This is a genomic window from Bradyrhizobium genosp. A (genome assembly GCF_049949275.1).
Classification (GTDB): domain Bacteria; phylum Pseudomonadota; class Alphaproteobacteria; order Rhizobiales; family Xanthobacteraceae; genus Bradyrhizobium.
The window spans coordinates 5,681,439-5,697,632 of the sequence record NZ_CP188196.1 but is presented as its reverse complement, the minus strand read 5'-3'; the positions used below and the strand labels follow the sequence as shown (position 1 = coordinate 5,697,632).

Here is a 16,194-nt window from a genome sequence, read left to right as displayed (position 1 = left end):
CTCAGCCCACAAGGCGTCGCGACGCCCTGCGCCGGATCAAGTCGTCAATACAGCATTAACAAGTCCTTAATTGGCAAAACCTACAGTCGACGGCATGAGCCGGCACAAGTGCCGGCAAGGACCGTCGAACCGGAAGAAGTGCCGCCAATGGCGCGAGAGGCTGCCGCTGGATTTGTATCGCGAGCCCGCGCCCTGGCGCGGGGGGTGTCGCGTCACGTCCGCAAGGCGCCTGCGCTGGCGGCTTGCCTGCTGATCGGGCTCAGCGCCGCCCGCGCGGCCGATCCTATCAGGGGCGAGGCGAGCTTCTCGGCCGGCGGCGGCTTTGCCCGTCTCGTGATCAAGCTCGGGGAGGATGTTCCCTCCGAGGTGACGACCGCCGGCTCCATCCTTATCATCCGCTTCGACCGTCCCGTCGACGTTCCCGTCGATCGCGTGCCGGAAGGCGCGCCCGATTACGTCAACTCCGCCCGCCGCGATCCCGACGGCAGCGCGATCCGGCTGTCGCTGGCGCGGCGCGTCACGGTCAACACTATGAATGCTGGCGAGCGCACCTTCGTCGACCTGTTGCCGGAGGGCTGGAAGGGACCGCCGCCGAGCCTGCCGATGGATGTGGTGAAGGAACTCGCCGAGCGCGCACGTGCCGCCGAGCGTGCGCTACGCGCCCAGCGCGCCGCGGCCGAGAGCAAGAAGCGTCCGCCGATCCGCGTGCGTGCCTCGGTGCAGCCGACCTTCGTGCGCTTCGTGTTCGAGATGCCCGACGGCGTCGGCGTCTCCTCCGTGCTCAACGAGCAGAAGCTGACGCTCGCCTTCAACGCTAATCTCAACTTCGACCTCGCGGATGCGGTCGTCGCCGCACCGCCGAACGTCGCCTCGATCAAGCAGAAGGCCGATATCGACCAGACCAGCGTCGAGATCGCGCTGATCGGCGATTCCGACGTGCACTCCTTCCGCGACGACAAGAACTACGTCGTCGACATCGCTTTCCAGCCCGACAAGGGCAAGGTGGCCGCGACGCCTGAAGCTGCGATCGCGAAGGCCGAAGCCGGCGGTCACGGACCGGCGCGGGCTGCGGAAAAGCCGGCGGCGGCGAAGCCGAAGGACGCCCATAGCGAGATGACGTCACCAACCTCGGAGACGATCGCGCGCGAAGCCAAGATCGAGGTCAAGCCCGAGGTGAAGTCGGAGGCGAAGCCGGAAGCGCCCGCCGCGATGCCAGTTGCCGAAGCGCCAAAACCGGCGCCGGCGATAGCCTCGACCGAAGCTCCGCACGTCACGGAAGCGCCCAAAGAGGTCGTGAAGGATGCCGCGAAGGAGCCGATCAAGGAAGAGCCTAAGGAAACGCTCAAGCCTCCGCCTGCCGAAGCGCAAGCAGCGCCGACGCCTGTTGCCAGCGTCGATGCACGCCGCGACAGCGATGGCCTGCGCGTGACATTCCCGATTCCCGTCGCAACGCCGGCCGCCGCGTTCCGCCGTGGCGACACGGTGTGGCTGGTGTTCGACACGCCAAAGCCGATTGACGTCGAGGCGATCCGCGCCAGGGGCGGCGCGATGATCGGCGAGGTCAGCCGCATGCCGCTCGAGAAGGGGCAGGCGGTGCGCATCCGTCTCACCCGTCCGCTGGTCTACTCGCTGACCAGCGAGGAGGTCGGCAAGGAGACCAACTGGCTGCTTACGCTCGCCGACAAGATCCAGGCAACGCCATTGCCGCTGCTGATGTCGCGCAACATCACCGACCCCGCGCTCGCCAACATCGCGATCCCCTTTGCCAATCCGGGTCTGCTGCACAAGCTCACCGACCCCGATGCCGGCGACATGCTCTATGTCGTCACCGCGCAGCGGCCGGTCCGCGGCTTCATCAAGCGGCAGGATCTCGTCGATCTCTCGCTGCTGGAATCCGCCCATGGCGTCGCGATCCGGCCGAACTCCGACGAGGTCGGCGTCGAGGTCGGATTAGACAAGGTCATCCTCGGCAAGAAGGGCGGCCTGACGCTGTCGCCGGTCGACGTTTCGGCCGAGCGGGCACCGACGGCGGTGCGGCCGGTCTTCAATCCCGAGGGCTGGCGCAAGGGCCAGGCGGAAGATTTCTGGACCCGCCAGAGCGACCTGATCACGGCGATCTCGGCCGTCGAGCCGGCGCAGCGTTCGCTGCCGCGGCTCGATCTCGCCCAGTTCTACATGTCGCGCGCGATGTATCACGAAGCCAAATCCGTGACCGAATTGATGCTGAGCGATCCTCTCAACAAGGAGGAGAGCAGCGCGCTGATCATCCACGCGATCGCGAGCATCCTGATCGGACGGCCGGCGCAGGGCCTGAAGGATCTCGCCAATCCCGTGATCGGCAACAGCCACGATTCCCAGCTGTGGAAGGCGCTCGCCTACGCCCGCCAGGGCAAATGGGCGGACGCCCGCGAAAAATTCAAGAATGTCGAATTCGCCATCGCCTCGCTGCCGCTCGACATCCAGCGCATCGTGACGATGGACGCGATGCGCGCCTCGCTCGAGGTGAAGGACTATGCCGGCGCCTCCAAGCGCCGCGGCGAGATCGAGGTGGTCGGCGTGTCGCCGGAGGCCGGGCCCGGCTTTGCCGTGCTGCGCGGCCGGCTCGCCGAGGCGCTCGGTCACGACAGGGACGCGCTCGACGACTACAAATTCGCAGTCGCCTCGAACGACCGGCCGGCCGCCGCCGAAGCCAAGCAGCTCGAGGTCGCGCTGCGGCAGAAGCGCGACGAGATCGGCAAGGAAGAGGCGCTGAATGAGCTCGAGACGCTGTCGATGACCTGGCGCGGCGACACGATCGAGGTCAAGACGCTGCAGATGCTGTCGCAGCTCTATTCCGAGAACGGGCGCTACCGCGACGCGCTCACCGCCGCGCGCACCGCGACCAGGCTGCAGCCGAACGCGGAAGCCTCGCGCCAGGCGCAGGATCTGGCGTCGGACCTGTTCACGCAGATTTTTCTTGGGCCGAAGGGCGACGAGCTGCCGCCGGTCGAGGCGCTCGGGATGTTCTACGAGTTCCGCGAGTTGACGCCGATCGGCCGACGCGGTGACGAGCTGATCCGTCGCCTGGCCGATCGTCTCGCCTCGATCGATCTGCTCGACCAGGCCGCGGAGCTCCTGCAATACCAGGTCGACCACCGCCTCGAAGGCGCGGCGCGCGCTCAGGTCGCCGCGCGCCTTGCCATGGTTTACCTCGCCAATCGCAAGCCCGACATGGCGATTACGGCGCTGCGCGCGAGCCGCATCAGCGACCTCTCCGGCGAGTTGCGGCAGCAGCGCCTGCTGCTCGAGGCGCGCGCGCAGAGCGACGTCGGCCGCCATGACCTCGCGCTCGACATCGTCTCCAACGTCAGCGGGCGTGAGGTGCTGCGGCTGCGGTCCGACATCTTCTGGGCAGGACGTCGCTGGCGCGAATCCGCCGAGCAGATCGAGCTCTATTACGGCGACCGCTTCCGCGACTTCAAACCGCTCAATGCGGTGGAGAAGAGCGACATCATCCGTGCCGCCGTCGGCTATGCGCTCGCCGACGACTCGATCGGGCTGTCGCGCTTCCGCGAGAAATATGCCCCGCTGATGAGCGAGAGCGCCGACCGGCTCGCCTTCGACATCGCCAGCAAGCCGGCCGCGGCATCGAGCGCCGAATTCGCCGAGATTGCGAAACTTGCCGCAAGCGTCGACACGCTCGACGGCTTCCTCCGCGAGATGAAGCAGCGCTTCCCAGACGCCACCGCGCGCGCACCCGCCGCCCCGCAGGCCAAGGACGAGACCGATCATACCGGCTCGCTGCCGACGATCCCGGTCGTGCGGCAGATCAAGATGACGCGATAGGAGCCCGCTGCTTCTGGCCTCTCGACCGGTGCTGGGTGATGACAGCGGAAGTCGCGGCCACTACCCCCCGTAACTCTGCACCAGACTTCCCGCCACCAGCGACCAGCCGTCGACCAGCACGAAGAAGATCAGCTTGAACGGTAGCGAGATCGTCGCGGGCGGCAGCATCATCATGCCCATCGACATCAGCACCGAGGCGACGACGAGGTCGATGATCAGGAAGGGGAGGAACAGCAGGAAGCCGATCTCGAAGGCGCGCTTCAGCTCGGAGATCATGAAGGCGGGGACGAGGATCCGTAGCGCGAGTTCGTCGGGTGTTGCCGGCGGCGGCTCGCCAGAGAGATCGAGAAACAGCTTCAGGTCCTTCTCGCGCACGTTCTTCTGCATGAAGCCGCGCAAGGGGACAGAGGCGCGCTGGAGCGCGTCCTCGACGCCGATCTGGTTGGCGACGAGCGGGCGGATGCCGTCGTCGTAGGATTTCTGCAGCACCGGTCCCATCACGAAGAAGGTGAGGAACATCGCCAGCGCCAGGATCACCGAGTTGGGCGGCGCGGTCGCCGTGCCCATGGCGGTGCGCAGCAGCGACAGCACGACCACGATGCGCGTGAACGACGTCATCATGATCAGGATCGACGGCGCGATCGACAGCACCGTGAGCAGCGCGATCAACTGGATCGCGCGCTCGGTGACGCCACCGCCGCCCTGGCCGCCGAGATTGATGCTGATGTCCTGCGCATGCGCAGGGGTGGCGAGCAAGGCCGCGGCGATCAGAACAGAAGGGACAAGAACTCTACGCGGGAAGGACGGCAGCCTCACGAAGACGGCTTCGGACGGCCGAGCAGCGAGGCCATCTCGTCTTCGAGATTTTCAAAGCTGGTCTTTTCCGGAGCCGGCTTGGGCGGCGGCGCGGGTGGGGCCTGCGGCTCGACGCGCGCGGCGCGCGGCGGAGCGGCGGGCGGCTCCGGCGCAACCGGCGGGGCGATGGTCTCGCCGGCCGGACGACGGAGCGCCGCCTCGAGGCGCTGGGCCATCTCGGCGAGATTTTGCTCGGCACTCGACGGCGCGACAGCAGCGGCCGGCGGCGGAACGGGCGGCGCCTGCGGCACGGGTGGAGGCGGAGGCGGCGGCGCGGCTGCGCGCTCGGCACGCACCGGCGGCACCTTCACCGGCTCGCGCGGCGGACGCGGCATCAGCGGCGGCTCGCTGCGCGCCACGCGCGGCGGCATCGGCTCGGGGCGGGGCTCACGCTCGGGACGCGGCGGCATCGGCTCAGGCGAAAAGCCGCCGAGCGCCGGTTCGCTGCGGCGCTCAGTCAGAGCGGGCGCGGGCCGGCGGACTTCGTCGGCGAAGGACGGACGTGCGGGCCGCGGCGGCGGCTCGGGCATCTGCGGCTCGGGATGATCGAGCACTTCGGGGCGCGGCGCTTCGTCGGCCCAGCTGCTGGCATCGGGCATCGGGGCGAGGCGCGGCGGCTCGGCTGCGCTGGGACGCTGCGGAATCTGGTCGCGGCCGGCTGCGGCGCGCACGATATTCGGTTCGACGACGATGTCGGTCGGGCCGCCGATCATCAGGAGATGTTCGACATTGTCACGCCGCACCAGCACCAGGCGCCGGCGGCCATCGACTGCGGCCGCGTCGATCACGGCGAGCCGGGGCATCCTGCCGCGCTGGGTGTTGGCGCCGAGCCGGGTGGTCGCGAATCGGCGGACCAGCCACGCCGCGACGCCGATCAACGCCAGCACGACGATGAACGCGACGATGAAAGTGATAGGGCTACCGTTCATACCTGTCCCCGGTAAATGGCGCTTCTCTCGTGCCTATGGTCGGACGCGCCGACCACCGGCGTGCGATGCCCCAAAACTGCGATCTCTTAACGTCCCGCGGCAAGTTTTGCCGTCCCCAACTCTTAATAACCTATGAATCGCCCGATCCAAAACGACTTCTTGGCCTCTGCAGGGGGCCGCCAAGCGGTTGGGTTAATGCGGCTTTTGGAATGGGTAGAATCACGGGGGCAGCATTGCGTGTCTCAATCAGAAACATGCATTCGCCGCGCCTTAACCACCTGTTAACCATACACACGGCAAATTCTGCCTAGCTTCGGACCTCCGGGTCCGCAAGAGGCGCAAGGAGCCGCAACGATGTCCATCAACGATCTTCCGGTGCTGTCGGCGCTTCGCACCAAGATGCAGTGGCACCAGGAACGTCAGCGCGTCCTGTCCGAGAACGTCTCCAATTCCGACACCCCCAATTTCCGGCCGCGCGAGCTGGTCGAACCGAAATTCGACAAGACCGGCGCCCCCGCGGGCTCGATGGGGCCGCTGGCCATGGCCGTCACCAGTGCCTCGCACATGACGCCATCAGGCGCGGCCTCGAGTTTCGACCAGAACAAGAATGCGGGCTTCGAGACCCGTCCTGCGGGCAACGCCGTCAATCTCGAAGAGGAGATGATGAAGTCCGCCAACAACCAGATGGATTATGCGGCGGTCACTTCGCTCTATTCGAAGAGCCTGCATCTTTTGAAGACCGCGATCGGCAAGGGCTAGAGCTGGAGGTAAACCATGGCGAATGACAGCAGCGACTTTGCCCGCTCGATGGCGATCGCGACCTCCGGGTTGCGGGCGCAGGCCGGGCGCATGCGGGTGATCTCGGAAAACATCGCGAATGCCGACTCGACCGCACCGACTTCAGGCGGCGATCCCTACCGGCGCAAGGTGCCGACGTTCGCCTCGGCGCTCGATCGTACGCTCGACGCGCAGGTCGTGACGCTCGGCAAGATCAAGCCCGACCAGTCCAACTTCCGCGTCAAATACGAGCCAAGCAATCCGGCGGCGGATGCCACCGGCAACGTCAAATATCCCAACGTGAATTCGATGGTCGAGATGACCGACATGCGCGATGCGCAGCGGTCCTACGAGGCCAATGTCAACATCATCAGTGCAACGCGCCGGATGATCCAGCGCACGCTCGACATCCTCAAGAGCTGAACAGGACAACTAAGCCATGGCAACACCGACAATCGCGGCCAATGCTTATGCCAATCTTGCCCGCGTGCTGGAAAACACCGGCGCCGGCAAGGGCAGCGAGGCGAGCGGGCAGTCCTTTGCCTCGCTGCTGAAAGACGCCGTCGGCAGCGTGATGGAATCCGGCCGCAAATCGGACGCGCAGACCGTGGCGATGGCCTCCGGCAAAGCCAACGTCATGGACGTAGTGACGGCGGTCGCCGACACCGACGTCGCGGTGTCCACGCTGGTCTCGGTCCGCGACCGCGTGATCGCGGCGTACGAAGACATCATGAAGATGCCGATCTGATTTTTGGCGCTCGCCCCATTGACGAGGGGATAGGTCTTCGTATCGCCGGGAATGGCGGTGGGGAGGCGAGGAAATGAATAAAGGAAGTTTTGCAATGACCGGACCCGAGACCCTCGACGTCGCCCGCGATGCGATCTGGACCATCGTGATCGTCTCCTCACCGCTGATGGTGGTCGGCCTCGTGGTCGGCGTCATCGTGTCGCTGTTCCAGGCGCTGACCCAGATCCAGGAGCAGACGCTAGTCTACGTGCCAAAGATTCTGGCCATCTTTGCCACAATGCTGCTGGCGTTGCCGTTCATGGCCGACGCCCTCCATTCCCACATGATGCGGATCTCGTCGCGAATCATCGGCGGCTGAGGCACAATGCGCCTACCATGCGCATCGACGTCTCGTTGCTGCCGGCGCTTGCCGCAGCCTTCATGCTCGCCTTCGCCCGGGTCGGCGCGATGGTGATGCTGCTGCCGGGGCTCGGCGAGACCAACATCCCGACGCGGGTGAAGCTGTCGATCGCGCTTCTTCTGACGCTGATCATCCTGCCGCTGCATCGCAACGCCTATCACGTCGACATGGGCTCGCTCGCGCCGATGCTGGTGCTGATGCTGCATGAGATCGTGATCGGCATCGTGCTGGGCGCAACCGCGCGCGTGACGCTGGCGGCGCTCCAGGTCGCAGGCGCCGTGATCGCGCAGCAGATGGGACTAGGCTTCGTCACCTCGGTCGATCCGACGCAGGGGCAGCAGGGCGTTCTGGTCGGCAATTTCCTCACCATGCTGGGTGTCACGCTGCTGTTTGCCACCGACAGCCATCATCTGGTGATCGCGGCGTTGAACGACAGCTACGCGATCTTCGCGCCGGGCGAGACCGTATCGAGCGGCGATGTCGCTTCGCTCGCCACGCGGGCCTTTTCCGCCGCGTTCCTGCTCGGCTTGCAGCTGTCGGGGCCGTTCCTGGTGTTCGGCCTCGTCTTCAATATCGGGCTCGGCGTGCTGGCGCGGCTGATGCCGCAGATGCAGGTCTATTTCGTCGGCGTGCCACTATCGATCTTCGCGGGCTTCATGGTGCTGGCGGTGGTGCTCACGGCGATGATGGGCACCTATCTCGACTACTTCATCGGTGTCATGCACCAGATGATGCCGCTCAGATAGGTGAGCTAGTGCCGCCGATTTGAAGTTCCTACAGTGCAAGCCTCACCTCCGACTAGGAACTTCAAATCGATCAGCGGCACTAGCCAAATTTAGAGTCTTGTAGCGCCCCTGTGCTTTCCGAAGTTCGTACACAGGGGCCGCAAGAGTGACGAACTTCGGAAATCGGGCGCTACATGGCGGAAGACAACGATCCAGAGAGTCAAACAGAAGACCCGACGCAAAAACGTCTCGAAGAGGCGCTTGAACGCGGCGACGTCGCCAAAAGCCAGGAGATCAACACCTGGTTCATGATCGCGGGTGGAACGCTCGTGGTCTCGACCTTCTCCGGCTCGGTCGGCAGCGGGCTGCTGACGCCGATGCGCAATCTGCTTGCCAATTCCTGGATGATCAAAACCGACCCCGGGAACCTGCTCGCGCTGGTGCAGCAGGTCGAAGTCGCGGTGCTCGCGGCGGTCGGCGTGCCCTTGCTGATGCTGGTGATCGCGGCCATTGCCGGCAACATGCTCCAGCACCGCCTGGTATGGTCGGCCGAATCCCTCACGCCCAAATTCAGCAAGCTCTCGCCGGCTGCCGGCTTCAAGCGCATTTTCGGCAAGCAGGCGGGAGCGAATTTTCTCAAGGGCATCGGCAAGCTGGTCGTGCTCGGGGTGGTCATGACCACGATCCTGTGGCCGGAGCGGCATCGCATGGAGGCGATGGTCAAGCTCGATCCGATGGCCATGCTGGGCGCCGCCACCAGCCTGACCGTCCATCTGCTCGGCGCAGTGGTCGCCGCGCTCGCGATCATCGCCATTGGCGACTATTTCTTCCAGTATCGCAGCTGGTTCCAGCGGCAGAAGATGTCGCTCCAGGAGATCAAGGAAGAGTTCAAGCAGTCCGAAGGCGACCCGCACATCAAGGGCAAGCTCAGGCAATTGCGCCAGCAACGTTCCAAGAAGCGGATGATGGCCGCGGTTCCCAAGGCCTCCGTGATCATCACCAACCCGACCCACTATTCGGTGGCGCTATCCTACGAGCGCGGCATGTCGGCGCCGATCTGCGTCGCCAAGGGCGTCGACAACCTCGCTTTCAAGATCCGGGAGATCGCGCGCGAGCACGACATTCCGATCGTCGAGAACGTGCCGCTGGCACGCGCGCTGTACGCCACCGCCGAAATCGACAAGGAAATTCCTGTCGAGCACTACCATGCGGTTGCCGAAGTCATCGGCTACGTGATCCGCCTGAAGCGCGGTTTTAGCGCCGCGCGGCAATAAAACCCCGAAAAGTACCGGAAATGGCTGTAAACTGGGAATCAGCGTACGTTTCGCCCCTGCCGCCCTTGCGTCCGCGGGTCCGATTCAGGCAGGGAGGACCCCACGTGCCCCGTGGCGCATTGATTCTCTGCCGACAGGCGATGCCAGCGTGAAATGACCGCCGAGACCGACCACGACCTGTCACGCGAGCCCGTTGCGGCGCATGAGCCGTCGCCGCGCTCGGGCAGCATTGCGCTGGTGCTCCTGGTGGCCACCGGCCTCGTCGCGGTCGCCGTCGGGCTGATGACGCTGGGGCGCGCGCAGGCGCAGCCCTATATCCTCGGCATCCTCGCCGTACTGGCGATGATCGGCCTGTTCAATCTGTTCGCCTTTGCCGCCGGCATCATCCGCTTCGTCGACCGCAATCTCGACGATCCCGTGATGGGGCGTATCGCCGATCACGCCTTCGACGGCCTCGCGGTGACCGATCCGCGCGGCCATGTGGTCTATTCCAACGCGGCCTATCTGACGCTGACCGGTGCCTCCGGCCCGCAGGATGTGCGCCCCGTGGAGCGCGTCTTCATCGGCAACCCGGACGTTTCCGAAGCCGTGTTCCGCCTGCTGAAAGCCGCGCGCGAAGGAAAGCGGCAGCAGGAAGAGGTGCGCATCTCCGGCCAGGACGGTAGCCACGGGCGCTGGCTGCGCATGCGCGTGCGCCCGCTCGGCACCGGAAAGCGCGAAGCCAAATATGCGGTCTGGTCGATCGCCGACATCACCCGCGACCGCGAGCGCCAGGAGGACGTGTTCCAGGAGCTCCAGCACGCGATCGAATATCTCGATCATGCGCCGTGTGGCTTCTTCTCGGTCAATCCCGCCGGCGAGCTCGCTTACGTCAACGCGACGCTGGCGAACTGGCTCGACTATGATCTTGCCGAGATCGGCTCCGGCGGGCTGAAGCTTGCCGACATCGTTTCCGGCGACGGCGCTTCGCTGCTGAGCTCGATCGTGGCGGTGCCGGGCGAGGTGAAGACCGAAGTCTTCGACATCGATTTGCGCATGCGCACCGGCAAGACCATGCCAGTCCGGCTCTATCACAAGCTCGCGTTCGGCGCCGATGGCGCGCCGGGGCCGTCGCGCACGCTCGTCATCAGCCGGGCCCGCGACGAGCGCAGCGATCCCGACCGCGCCGCCGAAGTGCGCTTCATGCGCTTCTTCGACCACACGCCGATGGCGATCGCCACGGTCGATCGCGCCGGCAACGTGGTGCGGGCGAACGCGCGCTACGCCAAGCTCGCGCAGGGCCTCGGGCTCGACAGCGCCAGCAAGTCGATCTTCCGCGCGGTCAATGCGCGCGATCGTCATCTGCTGATCGCGGCCATCAACCAGGCCGCCGAAAACCAGGCCGACATCGCACCGGTCGAGGTTGCGCTGGAGGGCACCAAGGACCGCTGGGGTCAGTTCTTCGTCACGCCGGTCGATGCGGCCGAGAACGACGCCGAAGCTGCGATCGTGCACATGCTCGAGACCACCGAGCGGCGCGCGCTGGAAAACCAGATCAACCAGTCGCAGAAGATGGAGACGGTTGGCCAGCTCGCCGGCGGCATCGCTCACGACTTCAACAACGTGCTCTCCGCCATCATGATGGCGAACGACTTCCTGCTGAACGCGCACAAGCCGACCGATCCGTCGTTCCAGGACATCATGCAGATCAAGCAGAACGCCACGCGTGCTGCGACGCTGGTGCGGCAGCTGCTCGCTTTCTCGCGGCGGCAGACGCTGCGGCCGCAGGTGCTCGATCTCGGCGACGCGTTGTCCGATCTCACCATGCTGTTGCGCCGGCTGATCGGCGAGAAGGTCAAGCTTGACCTGATCCACGGCCGCGATCTCTGGCCGGTCAAGGTCGACGTCTCGCAGTTCGAGCAGGTCATCGTCAATCTCGCGGTGAACGCGCGCGATGCCATGCCCGACGGCGGCAAGCTGATCATCCGCACCGCCAATGTCGCGACCGACCAGGCGGGCAAGCTCGCTTACAAGGGCATGCCGGCGGCGGACTACGTGCGGATCGAGGTCGCCGACACCGGCACCGGCATCCCTGCCGACATCCGCGACAAGATTTTTGAGCCATTCTTCTCGACCAAGGAAGTTGGCAAGGGCACCGGCCTCGGGCTGTCCACCGTCTACGGTATCGTCAAGCAGACCGGCGGCTTCATCTACGTCGATTCCGAACCGGGGCAGGGCACTTCCTTCCACATCTTCCTGCCGCGCCATCACGCCGAGCCCGAGGTGCAGGTCGAGCAGCCGGCCACAGCAAGCGCGACGAATGGGGCTGTAAAGGACGCTACGCCCGCAGCGGTGGAGGCGAAGCCCCGCACCGATCTCACGGGGCAGGGCACCATCCTGCTGGTCGAGGACGAAGAGGGGCTGCGCGCCCTGAATGCCCGCGGCCTGCGCTCGCGCGGCTATACCGTGGTCGAGGCCGAGAACGGCGTCGAGGCGATGGAGGTGCTGGAAGAGCAGAGCGGCGGAATCGATCTCGTCGTCTCCGACGTCGTGATGCCGGAGATGGACGGCCCGACGCTGCTCAAGGCGATGCGGCAGAAGAACCCCGACATCCGCTTCATCTTCGTCTCCGGCTATGCCGAGGATGCTTTCGAGAAGAGCCTGCCCGAGGGCCAGCAGTTCGACTTCCTGCCAAAGCCGTTCACGCTCAGCCAGCTCGTGGCGGCGGTGAAGGAGACGATGGCGAAGCAGGGGTGAGGGCGCGCGCTCCCGTCATTGCGAGGAGCGAAGCGACGAAGCAATCCAGAGTCTTTCCGCGGAAACAGTCTGGATTGCTTCGCTTCGCTCGCAATGACGGAGAAAAAGGGCGGAATCTACGTCGTTAAACCACCGGTAACCGGCGACCACAGTCCCGGCCGCACCCGGCCAAACCCCCGGCAAATATGGGCTTTTGCCGCATCCCCGCGACTGAGAGCCGCAGGCGGGGGTTCCGAAACCGGCTTCCCTTTTGGTGAAGGCTGCCCATCTTACTGGCACGTCCCCATGCCGGGGATTTGGGAAACGAACATGAATTTCTCGCAATGGTCCCGCACTCTCGTGAAGACGATTGCCGTCGTCCTGGCGCTCGCGCTGCCGACGGCGCTTGCGATCTCGTCGGCTGACGCCCGCGTCGGCGGCGGCATCTCGTCGGGGTCGCGCGGTTCGCGGACCTTCTCGGCCCCGCCGTCGACCACGACCGCGCCGGGCTCGACTTCGCAGTTCAACCGCACCTATAGCCAGCCGGGCGCCGGCATGAACACCGCTGCGCCCGCGCGCGGCGGCCTGTTCGGCCGCGGCGGCGGCTTCCTAGGTGGTCTTGCGGCCGGCTTCCTCGGTGCTGGCCTTCTGGGCATGCTGTTCGGCGGTGGCCTGTTCGGCGGCCTCGGTGGGCTCTCGTCGATCCTGGGTCTGATCATCCAGATCGTGCTCGTCGTGTTCGTGGTGCGGCTGGCGATGTCCTGGTGGCAGCGCCGCAACGCGCCGCAGGCGGCCTATGCCGGTGCTGACGCCGGTCCGGGCCCGCAGACCAGCTATCGCAGTGGTCTCGGCAGTGGTCTTGGCGGCGGCTTCGGCTTCGGCGCCAACAATGCGCCGCTCGAGATCAAGCCTGATGACTACGAAGCATTCGAGCGTCTGCTCGGCGACATCCAGGCCGCCTGGACGAATGAGGATGTTGCAAAACTGCACACGCTCGCGACGCCGGAAATGGTCTCTTATTTCGAGAAGGATCTCGCGGGGAACCGCGCGCGCAATGCCGTCAACAAGGTGACCAACGTCAAGCTGTTGCAGGGCGACCTCGCCGAAGCCTGGCGCGAAGGCGAGACCGACTACGCGACGGTGGCGATGCGTTTCGCGCTCACCGACAAGACGGTCGACCGCAACACCGGCGCGCTCGTCGCCGGCAGCGAACAGCCGGGCGAAGTCACCGAAGTCTGGACGTTTGCCCGCCGCCCGGGCAGCCCCTGGGAATTGTCGGCGATTCAGCAGACCAACTGATCGCGCGCTGAGCAAAAAACGAGGGCGTCGTGCTTCGGCACGGCGCCTTTTTTCTTTTGGGACCCGGCTCTCTCCACCCCTGGCGCGGCCGCTCCGTCCCGAGCTGACGGAACCTTCGGCTGCATGTTACATTGGTTCCGTCGCTTCCCCGTCCACGGACCTCTCCCATGAAATACGAGCTCTACTACTGGCCCGAGATCCAGGGCCGCGGCGAATATGTGCGGCTGGCGTTGGAGGAGGCGGGGGCAGCTTACGACGATGTCGCACGCGGCCCGCGTGGCTCGGGCGCGATGATGAAGATGATGGAGGCCCACAAGGGCACGCCGCCCTTTGCGCCGCCATTCCTGAAGGCCGGCAAGCTCGTCATCGGCCAGACCGCCAACATCCTGCTTTACCTCGGCGCCCGTCACGCCCTTGCGCCGAAGACGGAAGCCGGAAAACGCTGGGTGCACGAGCTTCAGCTGACCATCACCGACCTCGTGGTCGAGATCCATGATACCCATCATCCGCTCGGGCCTTCGATGTACTACGAAGACCAGAAGGCGCCGGCGAAGAAGCGGACCGCCGATTTCTGGGACGAGCGCGTGCCGAAATATCTCGGCTATTTCGAGCAGCTGCTCGACGACAATGGTGGCGCCTATGTCACCGGCCGTCGCCTGACCTACGTCGATCTCTCGCTGTTCCAGATCGTCGACGGGCTGCGCTACGCCTTCCCCAAGCGCATGAAGGCGTTCGAGAAAAACATCCCCGGTCTCATCGACCTGCACGACCGCATCGCGGCGCGGCCGAACATCAAGGCCTATCTCGCAAGCGAGCGCCGCATTCCCTTCAACGAGCAGGGCATCTTCCGGCGATACAGGGAGCTCGACGTGTGAATCACCACAGCCCGGGCAGCAGGCGGTAGCGCACCCGCGCCGCATAGTCGGCATAGCCGGGCAGGCCCGCAATCAGCGTGCGCTCCTCGATGCGGATGCGGACCGCAAGCAGCGCCAGGAAGAGCGGCGCAATCGCTAATCCCCACCACGAGCCGAGGATCAGCGGCACGCTGGCGAAGAACAGGATCATGCCACTGTACATGGGATGGCGGACATGGGCGTAGGGCCCGGTCGAGATCACGCGCTGCGCGCGCTCGGTCTGTAACTTCACCACGGGCGCGGCGAACGAATTCTCGCGAAAGACCCAGAGGATGAACAGCGTCGACAGCACGAAAAGGGCGAGGCCGAGCACCTGTAACGACGCCGGCATGTCGGAGAATAGATGACGCCGGTCGAGCCCCATCGCGACGAGCCAGCCCAGCATCGCCACGACGAACACCACCATGAAGACCTTGTCCGCGGCCGGCTGATCTCTCTGCAGAATGGGACGCAGTCGTTCGGCGAGAAGCGCCGGGTCGATCCGGTAGAGCCACCAGCCGCAGAGCGGGCCAAGCAGGACGAAGGTGACGAGAAACACCCACGCGCCGGGCCAATGCAGCGTGCCGGCGGCGGCAAACAGCAGCGCGCCCATCCCGACGGTGGTGATCGTGTTCTGCAACAGCAGTTTTGCGATCATGCACAGCTCCCTGAGCAGCCGCGCACGATACTGGTCCCGCTATCCGGCGAAGATGCGGCCGGAGGCGCGAAAGGCCCGGTCAACCGGACCGGGCGATCCATCGCAGCAAAGCCGGATCAGGCGAGCTGATCGATCCGCGTGCCTTGGCCTGGCGGCAGCGGCGCAGGCGGCGTCGGCTGATAGGTCGGGTCGGTGTCCTTGGTCTTGGTCTGGTCGTCCGGCTGCTTGGTCGTGTCGTAGCTCGGGACCACGACCGTCACTGGCGGCGGCGCAACGCTGGAAACGCTCATCCACAAATCCTCACAGATGGAAACAATTGATCCTGCCCCGGAGCGGACGAAAGCTCTGTCAAGCCAATCGTTAAATTGCGAGCGATCTGACCTCTTCCTCGTGGGTGGCCTACTCGTCCTTCGGGCGCGTGATTGCGATCGACGCGTCGGTCTTAGTGCGCGTGCATTCCATGTTGAGGCGCTTGTAGCGCATCGTCACCTTGTCGCCGCGCAGCAAGCCCATGCGCTTGAGGCAGCGTGTCGCGCCGGTCGTGGTGTCGTCCTTGGTCACCGTGAAAGTGATCGCGGCCGCGGAGGCGACCAGATCATAGAACTGCGGCGTCGGCTTGCGGTCGCCCTTGGCATAGAGCTCGTTGGAATAGTTTTGCCCCTGCGCGCGGCAGCCGAGCGACAGCTCCTTCGCCGCCGGGTGGGTCAGGTAGATGATGTTGGCGGCCTTGAAGTTGACCTTCAGCCCGTCGATGCCGCCGGCGAGCTGTTTTGCGATGTCGTCGCACTGGTCCGCGCGCGCAGGCACAGCGACGGTCACAAGGCCGATGATTGCGGCGGCGACAGCACTCGCGCCGCGGACGTGCAGTTTGAAAATCATGATGAAAAGCCCCTTGAGCGCGCGCATTCAACCGTCGCCGCGCGCGAAGCGCAAGGGGTGCAACCCGGCTTGATAGGGTACAACCACGACCATCCGCTGGTCGAAGGAGGGGACTAAAAAATGGCCGCCATGGCACCGAATCGGGATGCCCCGGCCGCGCCAGAACGCCTTCCCTTTGCGGCAAAAAAGCTTAGAACGCTTCTATGCTTAGAGGCCC

The 16,194-nt window shown here is 65.3% G+C and carries 15 protein-coding genes; 10 read left to right on the top strand and 5 right to left on the bottom strand.

Annotated elements, in window-relative coordinates:
• Window positions 1–147: 147 nt before the first annotated feature.
• On the top strand, window positions 148–3,825 hold the full coding sequence (locus ACP2YP_RS26750; protein ID WP_426419254.1) for a tetratricopeptide repeat protein: 3,678 nt from the start codon (window positions 148–150) through the stop codon (window positions 3,823–3,825).
• 60 nt (window positions 3,826–3,885) lie between these two features.
• Here the strand turns inward: ACP2YP_RS26750 and fliP are convergent, their stop codons facing one another.
• Both fliP and ACP2YP_RS26740 read right to left on the bottom strand, forming a co-directional pair.
• Window positions 3,886–4,641: a flagellar type III secretion system pore protein FliP gene (gene fliP / locus ACP2YP_RS26745; protein WP_354033231.1), complete on the bottom strand. Its 756-nt coding sequence runs from the start codon at window positions 4,639–4,641 to the stop codon at window positions 3,886–3,888.
• Window positions 4,638–5,609 (bottom strand): flagellar biosynthetic protein FliO, encoded by a 972-nt coding sequence (locus ACP2YP_RS26740; protein WP_426419253.1) that lies wholly within the window; start codon window positions 5,607–5,609, stop codon window positions 4,638–4,640. The genes fliP and ACP2YP_RS26740 overlap by 4 nt, the downstream gene beginning before the upstream one ends.
• 354 nt (window positions 5,610–5,963) lie before the next feature.
• Between ACP2YP_RS26740 and flgB the strand changes: the two genes are divergently transcribed.
• From flgB to ACP2YP_RS26695, 9 genes are all read left to right on the top strand, one after another.
• Window positions 5,964–6,368, top strand: coding sequence for a flagellar basal body rod protein FlgB (flgB, locus tag ACP2YP_RS26735; protein ID WP_254132569.1), 405 nt, complete (start codon window positions 5,964–5,966; stop codon window positions 6,366–6,368).
• 15 nt (window positions 6,369–6,383) lie between these two features.
• On the top strand, window positions 6,384–6,809 hold the full coding sequence (gene flgC, locus ACP2YP_RS26730) for a flagellar basal body rod protein FlgC (protein WP_426419252.1): 426 nt from the start codon (window positions 6,384–6,386) through the stop codon (window positions 6,807–6,809).
• 16 nt (window positions 6,810–6,825) lie between these two features.
• Window positions 6,826–7,134 carry a flagellar hook-basal body complex protein FliE gene (fliE, locus tag ACP2YP_RS26725; protein ID WP_200473261.1) on the top strand — a complete coding sequence of 103 codons (309 nt, stop codon included), beginning with the start codon at window positions 6,826–6,828 and terminating at the stop codon, window positions 7,132–7,134.
• Window positions 7,135–7,228: 94 nt separating this feature from the next.
• A complete protein-coding gene (fliQ, locus tag ACP2YP_RS26720) occupies window positions 7,229–7,492 on the top strand; it encodes a flagellar biosynthesis protein FliQ (protein ID WP_212241024.1) in 264 nt (87 codons plus the stop codon).
• Window positions 7,493–7,509: 17 nt separating this feature from the next.
• Window positions 7,510–8,280, top strand: coding sequence for a flagellar biosynthetic protein FliR (fliR, locus tag ACP2YP_RS26715; protein WP_426419251.1), 771 nt, complete (start codon window positions 7,510–7,512; stop codon window positions 8,278–8,280).
• 173 nt (window positions 8,281–8,453) lie between these two features.
• Window positions 8,454–9,533, top strand: a complete 1,080-nt coding sequence (flhB, locus tag ACP2YP_RS26710; protein ID WP_426419250.1) for a flagellar biosynthesis protein FlhB — start codon at window positions 8,454–8,456, stop codon at window positions 9,531–9,533.
• Between the two features lie 153 nt (window positions 9,534–9,686).
• Window positions 9,687–12,269, top strand: a complete 2,583-nt coding sequence (gene cckA, locus ACP2YP_RS26705; protein WP_426419249.1) for a cell cycle histidine kinase CckA — start codon at window positions 9,687–9,689, stop codon at window positions 12,267–12,269.
• 285 nt (window positions 12,270–12,554) lie between these two features.
• A complete protein-coding gene (locus ACP2YP_RS26700) occupies window positions 12,555–13,547 on the top strand; it encodes a Tim44 domain-containing protein (RefSeq protein ID WP_426419248.1) in 993 nt (330 codons plus the stop codon).
• A gap of 167 nt (window positions 13,548–13,714) precedes the next feature.
• Window positions 13,715–14,422, top strand: coding sequence for a glutathione S-transferase (locus ACP2YP_RS26695; RefSeq protein WP_426419247.1), 708 nt, complete (start codon window positions 13,715–13,717; stop codon window positions 14,420–14,422).
• Between the two features lies 1 nt (window position 14,423).
• Here ACP2YP_RS26695 and ACP2YP_RS26690 read toward each other — a convergent pair whose 3' ends face one another.
• From ACP2YP_RS26690 to ACP2YP_RS26680, 3 genes are all read right to left on the bottom strand, one after another.
• Window positions 14,424–15,098, bottom strand: coding sequence for a methyltransferase family protein (locus ACP2YP_RS26690; protein WP_426419246.1), 675 nt, complete (start codon window positions 15,096–15,098; stop codon window positions 14,424–14,426).
• 116 nt (window positions 15,099–15,214) lie between these two features.
• Window positions 15,215–15,388 carry a hypothetical protein gene (locus ACP2YP_RS26685; protein ID WP_426419245.1) on the bottom strand — a complete coding sequence of 58 codons (174 nt, stop codon included), beginning with the start codon at window positions 15,386–15,388 and terminating at the stop codon, window positions 15,215–15,217.
• A gap of 109 nt (window positions 15,389–15,497) precedes the next feature.
• Window positions 15,498–15,977, bottom strand: coding sequence for a hypothetical protein (locus tag ACP2YP_RS26680; RefSeq protein ID WP_426419244.1), 480 nt, complete (start codon window positions 15,975–15,977; stop codon window positions 15,498–15,500).
• Window positions 15,978–16,194 lie beyond the last annotated feature (217 nt).